This window comes from Aureibaculum marinum (assembly GCF_003813905.1).
In the GTDB taxonomy this organism is placed as follows: domain Bacteria; phylum Bacteroidota; class Bacteroidia; order Flavobacteriales; family Flavobacteriaceae; genus Aureibaculum; species Aureibaculum marinum.
Genome location: NZ_RPFJ01000006.1, coordinates 265,229 through 285,389 on the forward strand (window position 1 = coordinate 265,229; position 20,161 = coordinate 285,389).

At 29.9% G+C, this 20,161-nt stretch carries 15 protein-coding genes; 11 read left to right on the forward strand and 4 right to left on the reverse strand.

Translation table 11 applies throughout. The features are described 5' to 3' along the window. Window positions 1-29: 29 nt before the first annotated feature. From EGM88_RS05770 to EGM88_RS05815, 9 genes are all read left to right on the forward strand, one after another. Complete coding sequence (locus tag EGM88_RS05770; protein ID WP_123897012.1) at window positions 30-2,396, forward strand: heavy metal translocating P-type ATPase; 2,367 nt, start codon at window positions 30-32, stop codon at window positions 2,394-2,396. Window positions 2,397-2,493: 97 nt separating this feature from the next. Next, the gene (gene ccoS / locus EGM88_RS05775) at window positions 2,494-2,685 is read left to right on the forward strand and encodes a cbb3-type cytochrome oxidase assembly protein CcoS (protein ID WP_123897013.1); all 192 of its coding nucleotides are present in this window, start codon (window positions 2,494-2,496) and stop codon (window positions 2,683-2,685) included. A 2-nt stretch (window positions 2,686-2,687) separates the two neighbouring features. Next, entirely contained in the window at window positions 2,688-4,838 is a 2,151-nt protein-coding gene (ccoN, locus tag EGM88_RS05780) for a cytochrome-c oxidase, cbb3-type subunit I (RefSeq protein WP_123897014.1), read from the forward strand. Between the two features lie 189 nt (window positions 4,839-5,027). Then, the gene (locus tag EGM88_RS05790; protein ID WP_123897016.1) at window positions 5,028-5,672 is read left to right on the forward strand and encodes a cbb3-type cytochrome c oxidase N-terminal domain-containing protein; all 645 of its coding nucleotides are present in this window, start codon (window positions 5,028-5,030) and stop codon (window positions 5,670-5,672) included. 230 nt (window positions 5,673-5,902) lie between these two features. Then, complete coding sequence (ccoG, locus tag EGM88_RS05795) at window positions 5,903-7,318, forward strand: cytochrome c oxidase accessory protein CcoG (protein WP_123897017.1); 1,416 nt, start codon at window positions 5,903-5,905, stop codon at window positions 7,316-7,318. A 28-nt stretch (window positions 7,319-7,346) separates the two neighbouring features. After that, window positions 7,347-7,802: a FixH family protein gene (locus EGM88_RS05800; protein ID WP_123897018.1), complete on the forward strand. Its 456-nt coding sequence runs from the start codon at window positions 7,347-7,349 to the stop codon at window positions 7,800-7,802. A 15-nt stretch (window positions 7,803-7,817) separates the two neighbouring features. Next, window positions 7,818-8,522 carry a sulfite exporter TauE/SafE family protein gene (locus EGM88_RS05805; RefSeq protein ID WP_123897019.1) on the forward strand — a complete coding sequence of 235 codons (705 nt, stop codon included), beginning with the start codon at window positions 7,818-7,820 and terminating at the stop codon, window positions 8,520-8,522. 73 nt (window positions 8,523-8,595) lie between these two features. Continuing rightward, complete coding sequence (locus EGM88_RS05810; RefSeq protein ID WP_123897020.1) at window positions 8,596-11,166, forward strand: glycoside hydrolase family 3 C-terminal domain-containing protein; 2,571 nt, start codon at window positions 8,596-8,598, stop codon at window positions 11,164-11,166. Window positions 11,167-11,330: 164 nt separating this feature from the next. Further along, window positions 11,331-12,701: an aldehyde dehydrogenase gene (locus EGM88_RS05815; RefSeq protein WP_123897021.1), complete on the forward strand. Its 1,371-nt coding sequence runs from the start codon at window positions 11,331-11,333 to the stop codon at window positions 12,699-12,701. Window positions 12,702-12,788: 87 nt separating this feature from the next. Here the strand turns inward: EGM88_RS05815 and EGM88_RS05820 are convergent, their stop codons facing one another. The 4 genes from EGM88_RS05820 to EGM88_RS05835 all read right to left on the reverse strand — a co-directional run bounded on the left by EGM88_RS05820 (window position 12,789) and on the right by EGM88_RS05835 (window position 17,299). Next, window positions 12,789-13,607, reverse strand: coding sequence for a universal stress protein (locus EGM88_RS05820; protein WP_123897022.1), 819 nt, complete (start codon window positions 13,605-13,607; stop codon window positions 12,789-12,791). Between the two features lie 12 nt (window positions 13,608-13,619). Continuing rightward, window positions 13,620-15,098 (reverse strand): potassium/proton antiporter, encoded by a 1,479-nt coding sequence (locus EGM88_RS05825; protein ID WP_123897023.1) that lies wholly within the window; start codon window positions 15,096-15,098, stop codon window positions 13,620-13,622. 94 nt (window positions 15,099-15,192) lie between these two features. Continuing rightward, the gene (locus tag EGM88_RS05830; protein WP_123897024.1) at window positions 15,193-15,855 is read right to left on the reverse strand and encodes a hypothetical protein; all 663 of its coding nucleotides are present in this window, start codon (window positions 15,853-15,855) and stop codon (window positions 15,193-15,195) included. Beyond that, the gene (locus EGM88_RS05835) at window positions 15,842-17,299 is read right to left on the reverse strand and encodes a pyridoxal phosphate-dependent decarboxylase family protein (protein ID WP_123897025.1); all 1,458 of its coding nucleotides are present in this window, start codon (window positions 17,297-17,299) and stop codon (window positions 15,842-15,844) included. Before EGM88_RS05835 ends, EGM88_RS05830 begins: the two co-directional genes overlap by 14 nt. 230 nt (window positions 17,300-17,529) lie before the next feature. Between EGM88_RS05835 and nadA the strand changes: the two genes are divergently transcribed. Beyond that, window positions 17,530-18,525, forward strand: a complete 996-nt coding sequence (gene nadA / locus EGM88_RS05840) for a quinolinate synthase NadA (protein WP_203229434.1) — start codon at window positions 17,530-17,532, stop codon at window positions 18,523-18,525. Window positions 18,526-18,531: 6 nt separating this feature from the next. Further along, complete coding sequence (gene nadB / locus EGM88_RS05845; RefSeq protein ID WP_238988392.1) at window positions 18,532-20,139, forward strand: L-aspartate oxidase; 1,608 nt, start codon at window positions 18,532-18,534, stop codon at window positions 20,137-20,139. The last annotated feature ends 22 nt before the right edge of the window (window positions 20,140-20,161 follow it).

A 20,161-nucleotide genomic window follows, 5' to 3' on the forward strand; every position in this document is an offset into this window, starting at 1 on the left:
TAGATATTTGTAAGTTGAATTAAAAAGTAATGACAAAAAAAACATGTTTCCATTGTGGTAACGATTGTGGTTCAAAACCAGTAGTTTATGATTCAAAAAATTTCTGTTGTAACGGTTGTAAAACAGTTTACGAAATTTTTAATGAGAATGATTTAACGTGTTATTATGATTTGGAAAATGCACCAGGTAAAATCCCTGAAGATATAAAAGGAAAGTATAGTTACCTGGATGATGAAAAAATTGTAGAAAAGTTATATGATTTTAAAGATGGAGAGACTAGAGTAATTACTTTTTATATACCTCACATTCATTGTAGTTCGTGTATATGGATTTTAGAGAATTTGAATAAATTAAATTCTGCAATTAGTACTTCTCAAGTTAATTTTCCAAGAAAAGAGGTTAGAGTTACTTTTAATTGTAAAGCTATTTCTTTAAGACAAGTTGTAGAGTTGTTAAGTTCTATTGGATATGAACCTTTAATTAGTTTAGAGGATGCTACAGTAAGTAAACGTAAAATTGATAGATCTCTTATTTATAAAATTGGAGTTGCCGGCTTTGCTTTTGGTAATATTATGCTTATGTCTGTTCCTGAATATTTACAGGCAGAAGAGTTTTGGTTAGACAGGTATAAATTTTTCTTTAAATTAATCATTTTTGTAATGATTTTGCCTGTAATGTTTTATTCTGCAACCGATTATTTTGTCTCTGCGTTCAAAGGATTAAAACATAAAATTTTAAATATAGATGTACCTATTGTATTAGGTATGATTGTATTATTTTTACGAAGTTCTTATGAAGTATTTTTTAATGTAGGTCAAGGGTATTTTGATAGCCTTGCCGGATTTGTTTTCTTTTTATTATTAGGTAAAATATTTCAACAACAAACCTATAGTTTCTTATCTTTTGAGCGTGATTATAAATCTTATTTTCCTGTAGCTGTTACAAAAATTAATAAAGATAGGTCAGAAAAAAATGTTGCAATTTATGATGTTAAAAAAGGAGATAGGTTATTAATTAGAGATAAAGAGCTAATTCCTGCAGATGGTATTTTAATAGCTGGCAACGCTGAAATTGATTACAGTTTTGTAACAGGAGAGTCTTTGCCAGTCACAAAAAAATCAGGAGATAAGCTATTTGCAGGAGGAAAACAGTTGTCTGGAGCTATTGAAATGGAAATTTTACAAACTGTATCACAAAGTTATTTAACTCAATTATGGAGTAATGATGTTTTTAAGAGGGAAAAAATTAGTGGAATAAAAAGTTTAACCGATTCTATAAGTAAACGATTTACTATTATTGTATTATTCATCGCTTTTTTGGCTGGTTTGTATTGGTATTTTGTTGATGTTAGTATGGTTGCTAATGTGGTTACTGCAGTGTTGATTGTGGCTTGTCCGTGTGCTTTAGCTCTATCAGCACCTTTTGCTTTAGGTAATATGCTACGTATTTTTGGAAAACGGAAACTCTATTTGAAAAATGCTGATGTTATTGAAGATTTATCAAAAGTAGATACTATAATTTTTGACAAAACAGGTACAATTACCAATAACAAAGCAAAAGTTTTTTATGATGGAGAATTGCTTATTGAAAAAGAAATTGTTGCTGTAAAAAGTGTGTTAAGAGCTTCTAATCATCCATTAAGTAGAATGTTGTATGAAGAAATGGAAGATGTGGAAGTTGTAGAAGTGTCTGATTTTAAGGAGTTTGTTGGTAAAGGTTTAGAAGGTAGAGTAAATGATATAAATGTAAAAATAGGTTCAGCACAGTTTTTAAATACAAAAAATGAAGAAGTTTTACAAACACAATCTTTTATTAGTATAAATGGAGTGATAAAAGGAAAATATATTTTTAAAAATTCATATAGAAAAGGATTAAATGCAATTTTTAATGAGTTAAAAAGTGATTATGAATTGGGAATTTTATCTGGAGATAATGATGGTGAAAAACAACAATTAAAAACCATGCTTCCTGAAAATGCAACTTTAATCTTCAATAAAAAACCTACGGATAAACTAAACTACATAAAAGGTTTACAAAATAAAGGTAAAAATGTGTTAATGATAGGTGATGGATTAAATGATGCTGGTGCTCTAGTGCAAAGTAATGTTGGATTGGTAGTTTCTGAAAATATAAATGTGTTTTCCCCAGCTTCGGATGGTATAGTTGATGCTTCGAAGTTTTATAAATTGCCTAAATTTTTAAAATTATCTAAAAAAACACTTAAGGTAGTGAAAATGAGTTTTGTAGTGTCTGTTTTGTATAATTTAATAGGAATGATGTTTGCCATTACAGGTAATTTATCTCCCATTGTAGCAGCTATTTTAATGCCGTTAAGTTCTATAACTATTGTAATATTTGTTACATTAGGTACAAATATATTGGCAAGTGAAAGATAATTTTATAAATTTACTGTGTAGTAAAACATGATAATTATCATGTTTTAAGTAATATGAAATATCTTACTTTTGTGAAAATTTTAACTATCACTATAAAATGGACATCATCTTTTTAATGATTGGAGTTAGTATTGTGATTGCTGTAGTGTTTTTTATACTGTTTATTAAATCAGTAAAATCAGGACAGTATGATGATATGTATACACCCTCTGTAAGAATGCTTTTTGAAGATGAATTTATTAGTGACAAATCTAAAGTAAAAGAATCAAAATCAATTAATCAGAAATAATAATGGAAAAAGAACAATTTTATTACGACAACAAAATTGTAAAGTTGTTCCTCATAGCCACAATAGCATGGGGAATTATTGGTATGGCGGTTGGACTTATGGTCGCTTTCTTATTTAACTTTCCCAATTACATGGAAGGGATATCATGGTTAAGTTTTGGTCGTTTGAGACCTTTACATACCAATGCAGTTATCTTTGCTTTTGTTGGAAATGGTTTTTTTGTTGGAATGTATTATTCTATGCAAAGATTGCTTAAAACAAGAATGTTTAGTGATACATTAAGTAAAATACATTTTTGGGGATGGCAATTAATTATTGTAGCGGCGGCTATTACTTTACCATTAGGGTTAACGTCGTCAAAAGAATATGCTGAATTAGAGTGGCCAATCGATATCGCAATTACTCTTGTATGGGTAGTAATGGGTATAAATATGATTGGTACTATTTTAAAAAGACGTCAACGTCATATATATGTAGCTATTTGGTTTTATCTAGCAACTTTCGTAACAATAGCAGTGTTACATATTTTTAATAATTTAGAATTACCTGTTAGTGCATTTAAAAGTTATTCAATTTATGCCGGAGTGCAAGATGCCTTAGTACAGTGGTGGTATGGACACAATGCGGTAGCATTTTTCTTAACTACACCTATACTTGGTTTAATGTATTATTTTGTGCCTAAAGCGGCAAATAGACCTGTATATTCTTATAGACTCTCTATAGTACACTTTTGGTCTTTAATATTTATTTATATATGGGCAGGGCCACACCACTTATTATATACAGCTTTACCTGAATGGGCTCAAAATTTAGGTACCGTATTTTCTGTAATGTTAATTTTCCCATCTTGGGGTGGTATGATTAATGGTCTTTTGACTTTACGTGGAGCATGGGATAAAGTTAGAGAAAGTGCCATATTAAAATTCTTTGTTGTTGCAATAACAGGATATGGTATGAGTACTTTTGAGGGACCTATGTTGTCTTTTAAAAACCTAAATGCTATTGGACATTATACAGATTGGATTGTAGCACACGTACACATCGGAACCTTGGCGTGGAACGGTTTTATGATTTCAGGTATGCTTTATTGGCTAGCAACTAAAATTTGGAAAACCGAGTTGTATTCTCAAAAATTAGCTAATACTCATTTCTGGATTGGTACATTAGGTATTTTATTTTATGCAATACCTTTGTATGTAGCAGGATTTACTCAAGCATCTATGTGGAAACAATTTAATCCAGATGGTACATTGGTTTATGGTAACTTCTTAGAAACCGTTACTCAAATTTTACCAATGTATGCTATGCGTGCTTTTGGAGGTACTTTGTATTTAATAGGTTTTATTTTATTATCATATAATATTTATAAAACAGCTAAAAAAGGTGCTACTGTTGAAGATGAACTTGTAGAAGCAGCACCATTAAAGAAAATTACAAATGCAAGAATGGCTGGTGAAGGATGGCATAGTTGGTTAGAAAGAAGAACAATTCTATTTACGTTATTAACTACGTTGGCTATTGCTGTTGGTGGAGCCGTGGAAATTATACCATTGTTGATGGTAGATTCTAATATTCCTAAAATTACAAGTATAAAACCATATACTCCATTAGAACTAGAAGGTAGAGATATTTATATTAGAGAAGGATGTAATAACTGTCACTCACAAATGATTAGACCTTTCCGTTCAGAAGTAGAACGATATGGAGAGTATTCCAAAGCAGGTGAATATGTTTATGATTTCCCATTCCTTTGGGGGTCTCGTAGAACTGGACCAGATGTACATAGGTTAGGAGGTAAATATAATGATAACTGGCACTTTAATCATATGTTAGATCCTAGATCAACTTCACCAGGTTCTATTATGCCACGTTACCCTTGGTTATATACTAATAATTTGAATACTTCAAATACACAAGGTAAAATGGAAGCTATGGTTAAGTTAGGTGTTCCTTATACACAATCTGAAGTGGATAAAGGCTTGTTTTTACTTAGAAATCAGGCAGAAGCCATTGAAAAGAACCTAAGACAAGATCCAGAATACGTGAAAAATTATGGAGATAGCAATATGCAAGAAAAAGAAATTGTTGCTTTAATTGCTTATTTACAACGATTAGGTACAGATATTAAAAAAGGTGAAACAGCTCAAAATTAATAAAAATGTTAAAATTTATAAAACATCATTTAGATTCAATGGCTGATGTGGAAATTTATCCCATCATATCATTAATCTTATTTTTTACAGTATTTGTTACCATGTTAATTCACGTAATAAGATTACCAAAAAAGAGTATAGAAAATATTAGTAATTTACCTCTTGAAGAGGATGAAAATATAAACGATTATGAGTAAAAACGAACAATCATTTTGGAGTAAACTTTCACAAAAGTTAACCAAAGCGAAGCCTATTGAGAATGAAGAAGATATAATGACGGATCATGATTATGATGGTATTAAAGAGTTAGATAATGTATTACCACCTTGGTGGTTAGCAGGTTTTTATATCACTATAGCCGTAGGTATATTTTATTACATAATGGTCTTCTTTACTGATAAATATGATCAAAAGGCAGAATATGAAAGAGCTGTTGCCGAAGGTAATGCAGCGGTTGAGCAGTATAAAAAAGATAATCCTGAATTATATGATGATGCCAATTTAGAAGCATTAACTGATCCTAAAGATATTCAAAAGGGTAAAGAATTATTTGCTTCTAAAACTTGTACTGCTTGTCATTTGGAAGATGGTGGAGGTAGTATTGGACCTAATCTTACCGATGAATATTGGGTTTTAGGAGGAGGTTTTAAAAATATATTTAATACAATTTCTAAAGGAGGAAGACCTGGTAAAGGTATGATTGCTTGGGAAAGCACGATAAGTCAAAAAGAAAGACAGCAGTTAGCTAGTTATATTTTAACACTACAAGGTACAACACCAGCTAATCCAAAGGCTCCTGAAGGAGAAATTTGGAAGGAAGGTGAAGGTAGTTAATAATTTTTACTGACTCAGATTAGTTTTTTGGACGTTTTTAACGTCTTAGAATACTTCTATTTATTCCCCCTAGTTGTGTAATAAATGTTTCATTTTTGTCCGTTTATTAACGTTAACTTTGTAGTGTAAGTAGAAGTATTTTTTTTAGTTCATATGCAAATTAATTATTTAGTTTATTGCATTATTGTTGAAGTAAGCAAAAATATTTTGCGAATTCATTTTACATACTAATGGCATCACAAAAACAAGAAAATTTTAGAGACTCTATCGGAACCATCACAGAAGATGGTAAACGAAATTATATATTTCCTAAAAAACCATCAGGTAAATTTACAAATTATAGAACCTATTTAAGTTGGTTTTTACTTGCTGTACTTATTATTTCTCCTTTTATAAAAATTAATGGTAATCAATTTTTATTATTTAATATATTAGAAGGAAAATACAATATTTTTGGGCAACCTTTTTGGCCACAAGATTTTTACTTATTGGTACTTTCCATGTTAGTTGGAATTGTATTTATTATTTTATTTACCGTTATTTTTGGTAGAATATTCTGCGGATGGATATGTCCACAAACCATTTTTATGGAAATGGTTTTTAGAAAAATTGAGTATTGGATTGAAGGTGATAGAGGGAAACAAATCAGACTTAATAAACAACCTTGGAATGCGGAAAAAATTAGAAAAAAGGCAATTAAGTGGAGCCTTTTTTTTCTAGTTTCTTTTATTATAGCTAATGTATTTTTAGCTTATTTTATTGGTGGAGATACTCTTTTAGAGTATATTACAGATGGTCCATTAAATCATATAGGTACTCTTGTTAAATTATTAGTTTTTACACTTGTTTTCTATTTTGTATTTGCTTGGTTTAGAGAACAAGTATGTATTATCGTTTGTCCTTATGGTAGACTTCAAGGCGTATTGTTAGATAGAAAATCCATAGTTGTAGCTTACGATCATAAGAGAGGAGAAGGCGAGAATGGTAGAAAAAAATTTAGAAAAAACGAAGATAGAGAAGCCTTAGGTAATGGAGATTGTATTGATTGTAACCAATGTGTTGTTGTTTGTCCAACAGGTATAGATATTAGAAATGGTACACAATTAGAGTGTGTTAACTGTACAGCGTGTATAGATGCTTGTGACGAAGTAATGGACAAAGTTGGTTTCGAAACAGGATTAATTAAATATGCTTCTGAAGATAATATTACAAAAGGTGAAAAATTTAAGTTTAATGCACGCATAACTGCATATTCAGCAGTATTAACTATTCTTGTAGGGGTGTTAATTACTTTGTTATTTTTACGTTCAGATTTAGAAGCTACAATTTTAAGATTACCAGGTCAGAATTTTACAACAACAGAAACTGGAGTAAGTAATGTTTATACCTTTAAGTTGATAAATAAGACAGTAAAGGACTTAAATAATGTTGAAATAAAATTAATGTCACATCCAGGAAAAATTAGAATTGTTGGAGGCACAAGTATGGTTCCTAAAGGTGATTTAACAGAAGGTACTTTGTTTATTGATATTGATAAAGAAGACTTAGAATCTTCAAAAGAAAAATTGAAAATTGGCATATATGCTGATGGAGAGTTATTGGGAACCACGTCTACAAATTTTACTGGACCAATGAAAATTAATTAATTATATTATTACATCTAATAAAAACATTATGAAAATTAGAATAAATTGGGGATGGGCAATAGTAATTGCAATGGGAGCATTTATGATTTTTATATTACAATTTGTATACAGGTCTATTGCAGATGAAAATCTTGAACATCATATGGTATCAGAAGATTACTATAAAGATGAATTGTATTTTCAAGATGAAATTAATAAAATGAATAATGCAAGTAAGTTGGCTCAAAATGTAGTTGTTGAACGTGCAGAAAATACTATGAAATTTACGTTTCCTAGTGATATGGATCAAAGTGAAATTTCTGGAACTATTTATTTTCAAAGACCTTCAGATAAAAGAATCGATTTTAGTAGAGAGATTAAATTGAAAGATGATAATATTATGATTGTGGAAGATGAGAAGTTAATTAATGGAAGATGGAATATTAAAATTGATTGGAAATATGAAGATGAGGCGTACATGTTTAAGAAAAATATTTTTTATTAAGAAAATTTAAAAGTTATTTTTTATACGGCTTTCATATTAGGATTATTAGGTAGTTTTCACTGTATTGGCATGTGTGGACCAATTGCTTTTGCACTTCCAGTAGATAGAAAAAGTAAACCTAAAATGATATTTCAAACGTTGTTATATCATATAGGCCGTTTATTAACATATTCACTTATTGGTCTAATTTTCGGATTGGTAGGGAGAGGGTTGTATTTGGCAGGTTTTCAACAACGATTATCTATTTTAATTGGTGTTTTAATGATTGTAATGGTTGTTATTCCTTTGCATATTTTTAATAAATATAACTTTTCTAAACCCATATATAAAGGCATATCTTATGTTAAATCTAAAATGGGATATTACTTAAAAAAACGGACCAATACTACTTTTTTCTCAATAGGATTTTTTAATGGGTTTTTACCTTGTGGATTGGTGTATATGGCATTAGTAGGTTCCATTGCTGCTTCCGGTGCTTTTGAAGGGGCATTATATATGTTTTTATTTGGATTAGGTACAGTGCCAATGATGAGTGTTGCAGTGTTAATGGGTAATTTTTTAAAAGGAACAATTAGAAGTAAGATACAAAAAGCAATTCCCGTTTTTGTAGTTATTATTGGGTTGTTGTTTATTCTTCGTGGTTTAGGATTAGGAATTCCTTACATTTCACCATCTGATGCTAAATTGCATATCTCTAATAATGCTGAGGTCTGTAATTGAAATATTGAAAATAATATATAAACTATTTTAGTTTTTAGTAATACATTTCCTCTTATAATTAAATCATTGTATAATGAAAAAAAGTATTGTTTTTTTATTAATGTTTATGCCGTTATTTGTTGTTAGTCAGAATGTTAAATATCCATTTCAAGATTCTGCTTTAGATGCTGAAGTTAGAGCTGATGACTTTATACAACGGTTATCTTTGTCTGAAAAAATTGCTCAAATGCAAGACGTTGCTCCTGCTATTGAAAGACTAGGCATACCAAAGTACAATTGGTGGAACGAGTGTTTACATGGTGTTGCTAGAGCTGGATCAGCAACTTCCTTTCCGCAAGCAATTGGAATGGCAGCTACATTTAATGTTCCTTTAATTAATAAAGTTGCTAGTGTTATTAGTACAGAAGCTAGAGCTAAATACAATCATAGTATAAAATTAGGCCAACATAATCGCTATCAAGGGTTAACAATGTGGACTCCTAATATAAATATTTTTAGAGACCCGAGATGGGGACGTGGGCAAGAAACTTATGGTGAAGACCCGTACTTAACTTCTAAAATGGGTGTGGCTTTTATAAAAGGATTACAAGGAGATAATCCCAATTATTTTAAAGTAATTGCAACTCCCAAACATTTTGCGGTACACAGTGGTCCTGAACATAATAGACATAGTTTTAATGCCTATACTGATAAAAAAGATTTATGGGAGACTTATTTACCCGCTTTTGAAGCTGCTATTGTTGAAGGTAAGGCATTTTCAGTAATGTCAGCCTACAATCGTTATTTAGGAGCTTCAGCTACCGCAAGCAAACTATTATTGAATGATATTTTAAGAGAGAAATGGGGATTTGAAGGATATGTTGTATCTGATTGTGGTGCTGTTTATGATATTTATAAATTTCATGAAATTGTAGAAACCGCAGAAGAAGCTTCGGCATTAGCGGTAAAAGCAGGTTGCGATTTGAATTGTGGAAATACATATGCACATTTAGATAAAGCAGTAGAAAAAGGTTTAATAACAGAGAAAGAAATTGATATAGCTTTAAAAAGATTAATTATTGCAAAAATTAAATTAGGATTATTAAATGTTGATGGTAAAACTCCTTTTTCTGATATCTCTAATGATTCATTGGAGTCTGAAGCTCATCAAAAGTTAGCTTTAAAAACAGCCAGAGAGTCTATGGTTTTGTTAAAAAATGAAAATAATATTTTGCCGTTATCAAATAGTATTAAATCAATTGCTGTAATTGGGCCAAATGCTAATGACCGTCATTTTGTATTAGGTAATTATTTTGGAACACCTACTTATTCAAAAACAATTTTAGAAGGGATTAAAGAACAAGTTTCTAAAAAAACAAAAGTCCATTATTTTAAAGGAGTAAATATTGCTGATGATAAGCCTGTGTTTGATGTTGTAGGGAATAAAAACTATCATGGTAAAATTAAAGTTGAGTATTATAACAATTCAAATTTAGAAGGAGATCCGTCAGTAATAAAAACTTTAAATTATATTGATTTTGATTGGGGTGGGGCAGCACCTGTAGATGTATTAGAACCTGGAAATTTCTCTATCCGTTATTCTGGAATAATTAAACCAGACTTTACAGGAGAAGTAGCTTTAAATGTACTTATAAGTGGAGGTACTTTTAAATTAATGGTTGATGGAAAACAAATTCTTGAAAGTTCTAACAATCAAGAAGAAGTGGAACCAAAAGCTATGTTTTTAGAAAAAAATAAGAAATATAACTTTGTTTTAGAATATAAATGTACCAACCCTTGGTTGGCCTCTTTACAATTATTATGGGATATTGAACATAGAATGGGTAAAGAAAGAATGATTGAAAAAGTGAAAGAAAGTGATGTTGTTGTTTATGTTGGAGGTATTTCAGCTCGATTAGAAGGGGAAGAGATGCCTGTTAATGTAGAAGGCTTTTATAAAGGAGATAGAACAAATTTGAAATTACCCAAAGTTCAACATGAACTTTTAAAAGAATTAAATAGTTTAGGTAAACCTATCGTTTTTGTTTTAACAGGAGGAAGTGCAATGGCCATTAATTGGGAGCAAGAAAATTTAGATGCTATTTTAAATGTTTGGTATCCTGGACAAGGAGGAGGGGAAGCTACAGCAGATATTCTTTTTGGAAATTATAATCCATCAGGTAAACTACCTGTAACTTTTTATAAATCTGTAGAAGATTTGCCTCCTTTTGAAGATTATCACATGAAAGGGCGTACTTACCGTTATTTTAATGGAGATGTTTTATATCCTTTTGGTTATGGGTTAAGCTTTACAGATTTTACGTATTCAAAACCAGTATTAGATAAAAAAGAAATGGGTAAGGATGATAGCAATAAGGTAAGTGTAATTGTTACTAATACTGGAGATTTTGATGGAGAAACAGTCGTGCAGTTTTATATAAATGATAAAGAAGCAAGTGTAGCAACACCCCAGAAATCATTAAAAGGATTTCAAAAAATATTCTTAAAAAAAGGAGCTTCTCAAAAGGTAGAATTTGATATTACTTCAGATGTTTTATCCATTTTTGATACTAATGGGAATACTTTTATAGAGTCTGGTATCTTTGAAGTTTTTGTAGGAGAAAATTCAGCAACAACAAATAAAGAGACATTCATTGTTAAGTAACATTTCTTAAGTTTTATATAACAGTTATACTCTTGTTTTCAAAGGTGAAAGCAATAAACTCTTATAAGAGAAAATCACATTAAGATTATTTGTTTAGCAGAATGTTGAAATCTCAATGATTTAATCTGTGATTTTTCATAAATTTGGAAATAAGCTGTCTTATAATGATTAAAGAAATAGTAGAAAAACAGAATAATTTTTTTAAAACGCAACAAACAAAAGATATTTCTTTTAGAAAAGAAACGCTAAAACGTTTACAACAAGAAATTAGTAAACGGGAGGAAGCAATTTGTGATGCTTTATTTGCTGATTTTAAAAAACCAAGGTTTGAGACTTTAGCAGCAGAAACGCAATTTGTATTAGCAGAATTAAAGTATGTACTCAAAAAAATTGATAATTGGGCAAGTACTAAAAAAGTATCTTCTAGTTGGATAAACTGGCCTTCTTCAGACTACATTTATAAAGAACCTTATGGTACTGTTTTAATTATAGCTCCATGGAACTACCCTTTTCAGTTAGCAATTGCCCCTTTAATTGGTGCTGTTGCGGCAGGCAATACAGTGGTTGTAAAACCATCAGAAATAACACCTAATACAGCAGCTATAGTTACTGAAATTATTAAAGCTGTTTTTAAACCCCATCATGTTACTGTTGTTGAAGGTGGTGTGGAAGTCTCACAACAATTATTGGAAGAAAAATGGGATTATATATTTTTTACTGGAAGTAGTCATGTTGGCAAAATAGTTTACGAAAGTGCCGCAAAACATTTAACACCTGTTACCTTAGAGTTAGGAGGTAAAAATCCTTGTATTGTAGATGATACAGCTTCAATAAACTTAGCAGCAAAACGTATAGTTTGGGGCAAATTTTTAAATGCAGGACAAACCTGTATTGCTTCAGATTATATTCTAGTGCATCATACAGTAAAAAATAAGTTGATTGTAGCTTTACAAGAAAGTATTACCAAAAGTTATGGAGAAAATATAGAAGCGTCTCATGACTTTTCAAGAACAGTAAACCAAAAACATTATTTACGTTTAAAGGAAATGCTAAAAGGAGAAGAAATTCTTTTTGGAGGACATAGGAATGATGAAGATAATTATTTATCACCAACATTGGTTAACGAACCAAAATTAGATAGTAAATTAATGGCAGGTGAAATTTTTGGACCGATTTTACCTATTATTTCTTATAATACGGAAGAAGATATTCATAATTATATTATGAATTATGGAAAGCCATTAGCCACTTATGTTTTTTCAAATAATAAGAAATTCCAAAATAAAATAATTAATACATATAGTTTTGGTGGTGGAGCAATTAATGATACGGTTATTCAAATAACAAACAAACGATTGCCATTTGGAGGTGTAGGACAAAGTGGAATAGGAGCATATCACGGTAAAACTTCTTTTGAAATTTTTTCGCATCATAAAGCTATTGTTAAAAAAGCAAATTGGTTTGACCCTTCACTTCGTTATCCTCCATATACTTTGCCAATGAAATTTGTTAAGAAAATTAAACATCTTTTTTAAGTAGTCATTTATTTAATACCTAAATAAAATGTTTTGTAAATGGCTTAACTGCTAATTTTAATAGCTATTTAATGTCCTGTAGTGTTTCTAAGGTAAAACAACTAAAGGTGTTTGTCCTGTAAAAACTAATTCGTTAATTAAAAAGTTTCTAAAAAGTTGGTCTGTTAAAAGGCGTGAACCTTTTTGAACTATTAATAATTCTTCAATATTATTGTTTATTACATTCTTCATGTCCTCTAAAGGATTGTCTCCTTTGTAAACAGTATAATTAGTATTAAAATTTTCAGAGAACATTTCTGATAAATCATGTAATTGTTTATTTATAGCAATTGTATTTTCGTTGGGCTTTGCCAAATAAAAAAATGTAATATTAGTATTTCTATTGTCTATAAATTTGAAAAATTTCTTTAATTCTAGAATATTCAAAGGTTTATTTTGACTTACAGCTATATATATTTTTTCATGAGAATACGTGTCAATTTCCTTAGGCATTGCAACAATAATGTTATCTGTATTTCTAATAATCTCAAGGGCTACACTGCCAAGAAATATTTTTTTTAGTAGTCCTGTTCCTTTTAGTCCTACAAAGATTAAATTTTCATAAGGTTCTGCTAATAAATTAGGTAGTGTATGATAAAAATCAATTTCAGAAACAGAATAAGAAATTTCAACAGTATTTGGAATCAGCTTTTTTACTAGTAACTGTAATTTTTGAAGTGCGTCGTTGTTCGCATGTTGAGTAAGTTCTTGTTTGGCTTCATTATCGGCAAAAGCAGGTAAAAACGCAGTGGTTTGATGATGCAAAAGAATTGTAGCATTTGCTTCTTTACTCCAATCGTAAGCATATTTTATTAGATTGGTTGAATATTCCGAAAAGTCAACAAGTAATATAAATCGTTTTCTCATTTCATTATAAATTTAATGTTTTAAAGATGTTGAGTTGCAAAGACAATCGTTTACTTTGTCATAATCTTCTTGACCATCGGCGAGCACCATTAAAATATCATTTGTTTTAATCTTTGTTGAACCATTTGGTGGAATATATTCTCCATTTCGTTTTATTATAATGATAAATGCAGATTTAGGAAAGTTTAAATCCACAATTCTTTTATTTATTGCATTGAATTTAGGTAATATTTTAATTTCTTGTAAAGAAGATTTTGGTAGGTCAAAAATGAGTTTATCTACATCTGTAATTCGTTTTTCTTCATTTGGTTCAGCAACTCTCAACCATTTTGCAACAAGAGATAATGTTGTTCCTTGAATTAAAACTGAAGTAACAGATATAAAAAATACAATATTAAAAATTATATTGGCTTTATCTATTCCAGCCAAAAGTGGATACGTAGCAAATACAATTGGAACCGCACCACGTAAACCTACCCATGAAATATAAAATCGTCTTCGTAGTTTCATTTTAAAAAACATCAAACTGATAAAAACACTCATAGGTCTTGCAATCAAAATAAGAAATAGAGAAATTACTAGTCCAATACCCATATAAGGAATAATTTGTGATGGGAATACTAGTAATCCTAAGGTTAAGAATAAAACAATTTGCATTAACCATGCTAAACCATCAAACATTTTTAGAATGGTTTTTTTATGTATTAAGTCCTGATTTCCTAAAAATACCGCACAAATGTAAATAGCAAGAAAACCATTTCCTCCTATAAAATCAGTTGCAGAAAAGGTGATAAACATTAAGGCGATTACAAGTACAGGATAAAGCCCTTCAAAATCGAGTTTAATTTTATTAATAATTAATTTACTTAATTTACCAAAAACGAACCCAGCAATAGCACCCAAAATCATTTGTTGAAAAAATAAGGGAATAATAGAGGTAAAGCTTTGGTCTTGATTGACTACTAGAGTTAAAAATGCAATAGTTAGAACGTAAGCCATTGGATCATTACTCCCACTTTCTAATTCTAATGTTGGTCTTATATTTTTTTTAAGAGCTAAGCTTTTTGCACGTAAAATTGAAAATACAGCAGCGGCGTCTGTTGATGAAACAATAGAACCCAATAGCATACTTTCATAAATGGTAAAATCAGTTAAATAATAAACAAAGAGACCAAGGGTTATGGCTGTAAGTAAAACACCTAAAGTTGATAAAATTAGCCCTTCTTTTAGAATTGGTTTTACAGAATTCCAACTGGTATCAAGTCCACCAGAAAACAGAATAAAATTAAGTGAAACAATACCGATAAACTGAGCAACTTGAGGATTGTCAAAATAAATACCACCTATTCCGTCTGTGCCTGCAAGCATTCCAATACCCAAAAATAATATTAATGTAGGAACTCCAAATCGATAAGATGGTTTACCAGCAATTACACTTATAAATAGTAGTAATGAACCAATTAGCAATATGTTTTCTATGGTAATACTCATGCAATTGTTGTTTTATTAAAGTATTTAATTGTATTTATAATATTTATAAATACAGTTTAATTAAATTTGTTGTAATAGTAAATATAATTATTTGTTAATAAACATATTCAATAGTATCTAACTCTATTTCCATATTATTCTGTAATTGAGCTTTTAATTCCAAATAATTCTGATATTTTATATTGGCATCAAAATTCAAATGTACCTTCATTTTCATTGTTGAAGAAAGCTTTTGGATATAGGTATTCAAATTATTGAAGGGTACTAAACTGTCATTGATGGTGAGTTGATTTGTATTATAGTCTAAAACCAAATGTTTTTTGATTGTATCTTTTGCAAAATCAATATGATTTAAAACTTTATTTTTATCAAAATAAATAACATCAAATTGAACTAAAGACAATAGACCAGAATCTGAATCTACATATGAAAAATAGTTAAAATCATCTTCGTCTTTTTGGTGCAAAGAAGGTTTCTCTCTTTTTTCAATTAATTTTTCCAAATGAGGAATTACTAGGTGCATGGGTAGTTTCTTATCAATATTGAAAATCCAACTGGTAGTGGAAATACTATTTTTTCTATTTAATGTAGCAATAGTATCTCCATCTTTTACTTCTAGAAACATCCAGATTTGAGAATTGTCATAAATAGTATCTTGGATTCCAGGTACACTAAACACCGGAATTTGTACAGTTTTTTTTGTACATCCAATTGTTGCAATTAATACTAATAAAAGTAGTATTTTAATTATTTTCATATTTGTTTTTTTCAAAATATTCATCAGCAAATTGTTCACACATAGTTAAAGTATCTTTGATATCGTCAAGTGTAGTTCTGGGGTTTATTAAACACATTCTTAATACAACTTGGTCTAACAAAATGGTTGTGACTAATACAGCACTTCTCGAAGCAATTACTCGTTTAGAAATGTATTGATTTAACGCGTCTAATTTTTCTTCTGATAGGTTATGTGTAATAGGATTATATCTAAAATTAATAATGGCTAAAGTTGCAGGTGAAACTACTTCCCATTTAGGACTTTCTCTTAAGATCTCTTCTACATTTTCTGTAAGTTGAATACCTGATTGAATAGCGTCTTTAAAAGCATTAAGCCCAAAAGTTTTTATAGACATAAAAAATTTTAAAGCTCTGAATCCTCGCGTAAGCTGAATGCCATGATCATAAAAATTAATTTCAGATTCATTACCTTCAATATCTCTTAAATATACAGGATTTTCACTAAATGTTTTACTTAACCATTTATGATTTTTAACTAATAAACAACCTATTTCATAAGGTTGAAAAAACCATTTATGAGGGTCTACAGTTAATGAATCAGCTTTTTCAATTCCTTTTAAATAAGATTTTCCTTTATCTGACAAAATAGCAGCTCCACCAAAAGCTCCATCTACATGCATCCATAAATTTTCTTTTTTACAAATGGCAGCTATTTCTTCTAACGGATCAACTGTGCCAGTATTCGTTGTCCCTGCAGTAGCAATAATACAAAAAGGTTGATAACCTTCTAATTTATCTTTTGCAATAGCATTTTTTAGTTTATTTAAGGATAGTTTAAATTCCATATCAGTAGGAATTATTCTAACTTGATGTTTTTTAAATCCTAAAACTCTAATGGCTTTAATATTAGAAGAATGTGTTTGATCAGAAAGATAAATAATTGCTTTTGAATAATCGTTTTTTAATTTTATGCGTCTAGCAGTAGTTAAGGCCGTTAGGTTTGCCATTGAGCCTCCACTAGTTAAAATTCCACCACCTTCAACTATTGGAAAATTAAACATTTCAAGCAACCAATTGATGACAACAATTTCCAATTCTGCTGCCGCTGGTGATGTTGACCAATTTCCAGAAAACACATTAAAACCTGATGCAATAGCATCGGCCATTGCACTTATATAATTGCTAGGACTGGGAACAAAAGAGTAAAATTTTGGATGAGCAAGGTAATCTACATTGCTTAGTACATTTTTAATTACTTCGTTTAAAACTTTATCTGGTGAGCTCGGTTCATTAGGAACCGGTTGTTTCAATAATTTGTCCATCTGCTTTCTGTCAGAAAGACCAACTAATTTTTCTGAATTTAAATTTTCAAAATGAGAAGCTAACAAATCGACAATTTTATAGCCGTATTGTTGCATTTCTTCTTTTGTTAGAGTAAGTGGAGCTTGGGTTTTATTTAACATATAATATACTTCAATAATGGTGTAAATTAATAGGTTTATAAGGCGTAAAATTACAAAAAACAGATGTAGTTATTGAGAAAATAAATGACAATATTAAAATGTGTTTTACATGTTGGATAAAAGATAAATTTAACGTAAATAACCATTTTATAAATGATTATGGTGTTAACTTTCTAAACAAGAACTATCTTTGTTGGGTCAAGAATATTAAGATAAGGTTATTTTCAATTATGGAAATTTTAGAAAAAGCAAAACAGAATTTAGAAGACAAAGGGTTTTTAAATATTGAAACTCCAAATATTGATTATGTGTCTGAAATAAAAAGACTAAAAAAGGAAAAGAATGCGGTAATATTGGCTCATTATTATCAAATTGAAGAAATACAAAAAATTGCTGATTTTGTTGGTGATAGTCTTTATTTAGCTCAAAAGGCAGCTGAAACAAATGCAGATATGATTGTTTTTGCAGGAGTACATTTTATGGCTGAAACGGCTAAAATTTTAAATCCAACAAAAAAAGTGGTATTGCCAGATTTAAAAGCAGGTTGCTCTTTGGCCGACTCATGTCCTCCAAAGGAATTTAGAGAGTTTAAACAACAAAATCCAAATCATGTTGTTGTTACTTATATAAATTGTTCGGCAGAAATTAAAGCTTTAAGTGATATTGTTTGTACTTCTTCCAATGCAAAGGCTGTTATTGATTCTATACCAATTGATCAACCTATTATATTTGCTCCTGATAAAAACTTAGGAGCTTATTTAAACAAAGAAACAGGTAGAAATATGTTGCTATGGGACGGAGCATGTATGGTGCATGAAGCATTTTCAGTTGAAAAGTTAATTAATTTGTTTCAAAAACATCCTAATGCAGAAATTATTGCTCATCCAGAATCTCAATCTCATATTTTAAAAGCAGCATCTTATATTGGATCTACTTCTGGCTTATTAAAGTACGTAAAAAATAGTGAAAAAGAAACTTTTATTGTAGCTACTGAAGCTGGAATTTTATATCAAATGATGTTAGAAAACCCTGATAAAGAAATAATACCAGCTCCTGCCAAAGAAGATAACACTTGTGCTTGTAGTGAATGTATGTATATGAAAATGAATAGTATAAAAAAACTATATTTATGTATGAAGTACGAGTTACCAGCTATAGAAGTTGATTCAGAATTAAGTAAAAAGGCTATTGTTTCTATTAATAGAATGTTAGAATTATCTAAATAATGTAGAATGAATAGTCAAGAGAACTTGTATAAAACTGATTTTTTGGTGCTAGGATCAGGTATTTCTGGTTTAAGTTTTGCCTTAAAAATAGCAGAAAAGTTTAAAAATGCTACGGTTACTATTATTACAAAAAATGAAATTGATGAGTCTAATACAAAGTATGCCCAAGGAGGAATAGCTTCAGTCTATAACAAAACAGTAGACACTTTTGAGCAGCATGTCGCAGATACTTTAAAGGCTGGTGATGGGTTGTGTGATGAGCAAGTAGTAAGAATGGTGATAGAAGATGCACCTACTAGAATTCAAGAATTAATAGATTGGGGAACTCGATTTGATAAAAATAAAAGTGGTGATTTTGATTTAGGAAAAGAAGGAGGTCATTCTCAAAATAGAGTACTACACTATAAAGATTTTACTGGAGGAGAAATTGAAAGAGCCCTAATAGCACAAGTAAAAGAAGCAGAAAATATTAACTTTTTACCATATCATTATGCTATTGATTTGATTACAGAGCATCAAGCTAAAAAGAAAAAAACAAAAAGAAAATCTAAAATTTCATGTTTTGGAGCTTATGTATTAGATGCCCATTCAAACAAAGTAAAAACCTTTGTGTCTAAATTTACTTTATTGGCTACGGGTGGCAGTGGACAAGTTTATACAACTACAACAAACCCTGAAGTAGCTACAGGAGATGGTTTAGGTTTGGCATATAGAGCAAAAGCTGAAATTTCTGAAGTTGAATTTATACAATTTCATCCAACAGCACTTTACAATCCAGGTGAATATCCAGCATTTTTAATTTCTGAAGCTGTTCGTGGATTTGGTGCAAAACTTAAAGATTATAACAAGCAAAATTTTATGCATCGTTATGACGAAAGAGAAGAGCTAGCCTCTAGAGATATTGTTGCAAGGACTATTGATAACGAATTAAAAAGAAGTGGTGCACCTCATGTGTATTTAGATTGTACCCATTTAGATTTTCAAAAGTTTCAAGCACATTTTCCAACTATTACAGAGAAATGTGCCTCTTTAGGAATTGATATACGTAAAGATTTTATCCCGGTGGTTCCTGCTTCTCATTATATTTGTGGTGGTGTGAATGTTAATAAAAATGCAAAAACTTCAATTAAAAATTTATATGCTTGTGGAGAGGTTTCTAGAACAGGATTACACGGAGCAAATAGATTGGCTTCTAATTCTTTATTAGAAGCTTTGGTATATTCTCATAGAGCATTTTTAAATGTTTCTAAACGATTCTCTAAGGTTGCTATGCCTAAAAATATTCCTGTTTGGAATGATAATGGTGTTGTAAAAAATATGGAACAGGTTTTAATTACTCACGATAGAGCAGAAGTTAAAACGATAATGAGCAACTATGTTGGTATAGTTAGGTCCAATGAACGATTATTAAGAGCAGAAAGAAGATTGCAAGTCTTATATGAAGATAATAAGCGATTATATGACCATTCAGAATTATCAATTCCGTTATGTGAATTAAGAAACTTAATTACTACAGCATATTTAATTACTCAATTTTCTAAAAATAGAAAAACAAATTGTGGTGGTTTTTATAACTTAGACTTGGAAGAAAAGAACAATTCTCTAAATGGTTGAAATTTAGTTAATTATATAATTA

What these genes read in the sequence shown, in the direction of transcription:
- EGM88_RS05770 (WP_123897012.1), top strand. Translation starts at nt 30, where the DNA reads ATGACAAAAAAAACATGTTTCCATTGTGGTAACGATTGTGGTTCAAAA.
- ccoS (WP_123897013.1), top strand. Translation starts at nt 2,494, where the DNA reads ATGGACATCATCTTTTTAATGATTGGAGTTAGTATTGTGATTGCTGTA.
- ccoN (WP_123897014.1), top strand. Translation starts at nt 2,688, where the DNA reads ATGGAAAAAGAACAATTTTATTACGACAACAAAATTGTAAAGTTGTTC.
- EGM88_RS05790 (WP_123897016.1), top strand. Translation starts at nt 5,028, where the DNA reads ATGAGTAAAAACGAACAATCATTTTGGAGTAAACTTTCACAAAAGTTA.
- ccoG (WP_123897017.1), top strand. Translation starts at nt 5,903, where the DNA reads ATGGCATCACAAAAACAAGAAAATTTTAGAGACTCTATCGGAACCATC.
- EGM88_RS05800 (WP_123897018.1), top strand. Translation starts at nt 7,347, where the DNA reads ATGAAAATTAGAATAAATTGGGGATGGGCAATAGTAATTGCAATGGGA.
- EGM88_RS05810 (WP_123897020.1), top strand. Translation starts at nt 8,596, where the DNA reads ATGAAAAAAAGTATTGTTTTTTTATTAATGTTTATGCCGTTATTTGTT.
- EGM88_RS05815 (WP_123897021.1), top strand. Translation starts at nt 11,331, where the DNA reads ATGATTAAAGAAATAGTAGAAAAACAGAATAATTTTTTTAAAACGCAA.
- EGM88_RS05820 (WP_123897022.1), bottom strand. Translation starts at nt 13,607, where the DNA reads ATGAGAAAACGATTTATATTACTTGTTGACTTTTCGGAATATTCAACC.
- EGM88_RS05825 (WP_123897023.1), bottom strand. Translation starts at nt 15,098, where the DNA reads ATGAGTATTACCATAGAAAACATATTGCTAATTGGTTCATTACTACTA.
- EGM88_RS05830 (WP_123897024.1), bottom strand. Translation starts at nt 15,855, where the DNA reads ATGAAAATAATTAAAATACTACTTTTATTAGTATTAATTGCAACAATT.
- EGM88_RS05835 (WP_123897025.1), bottom strand. Translation starts at nt 17,299, where the DNA reads ATGTTAAATAAAACCCAAGCTCCACTTACTCTAACAAAAGAAGAAATG.
- nadA (WP_203229434.1), top strand. Translation starts at nt 17,530, where the DNA reads ATGGAAATTTTAGAAAAAGCAAAACAGAATTTAGAAGACAAAGGGTTT.
- nadB (WP_238988392.1), top strand. Translation starts at nt 18,532, where the DNA reads ATGAATAGTCAAGAGAACTTGTATAAAACTGATTTTTTGGTGCTAGGA.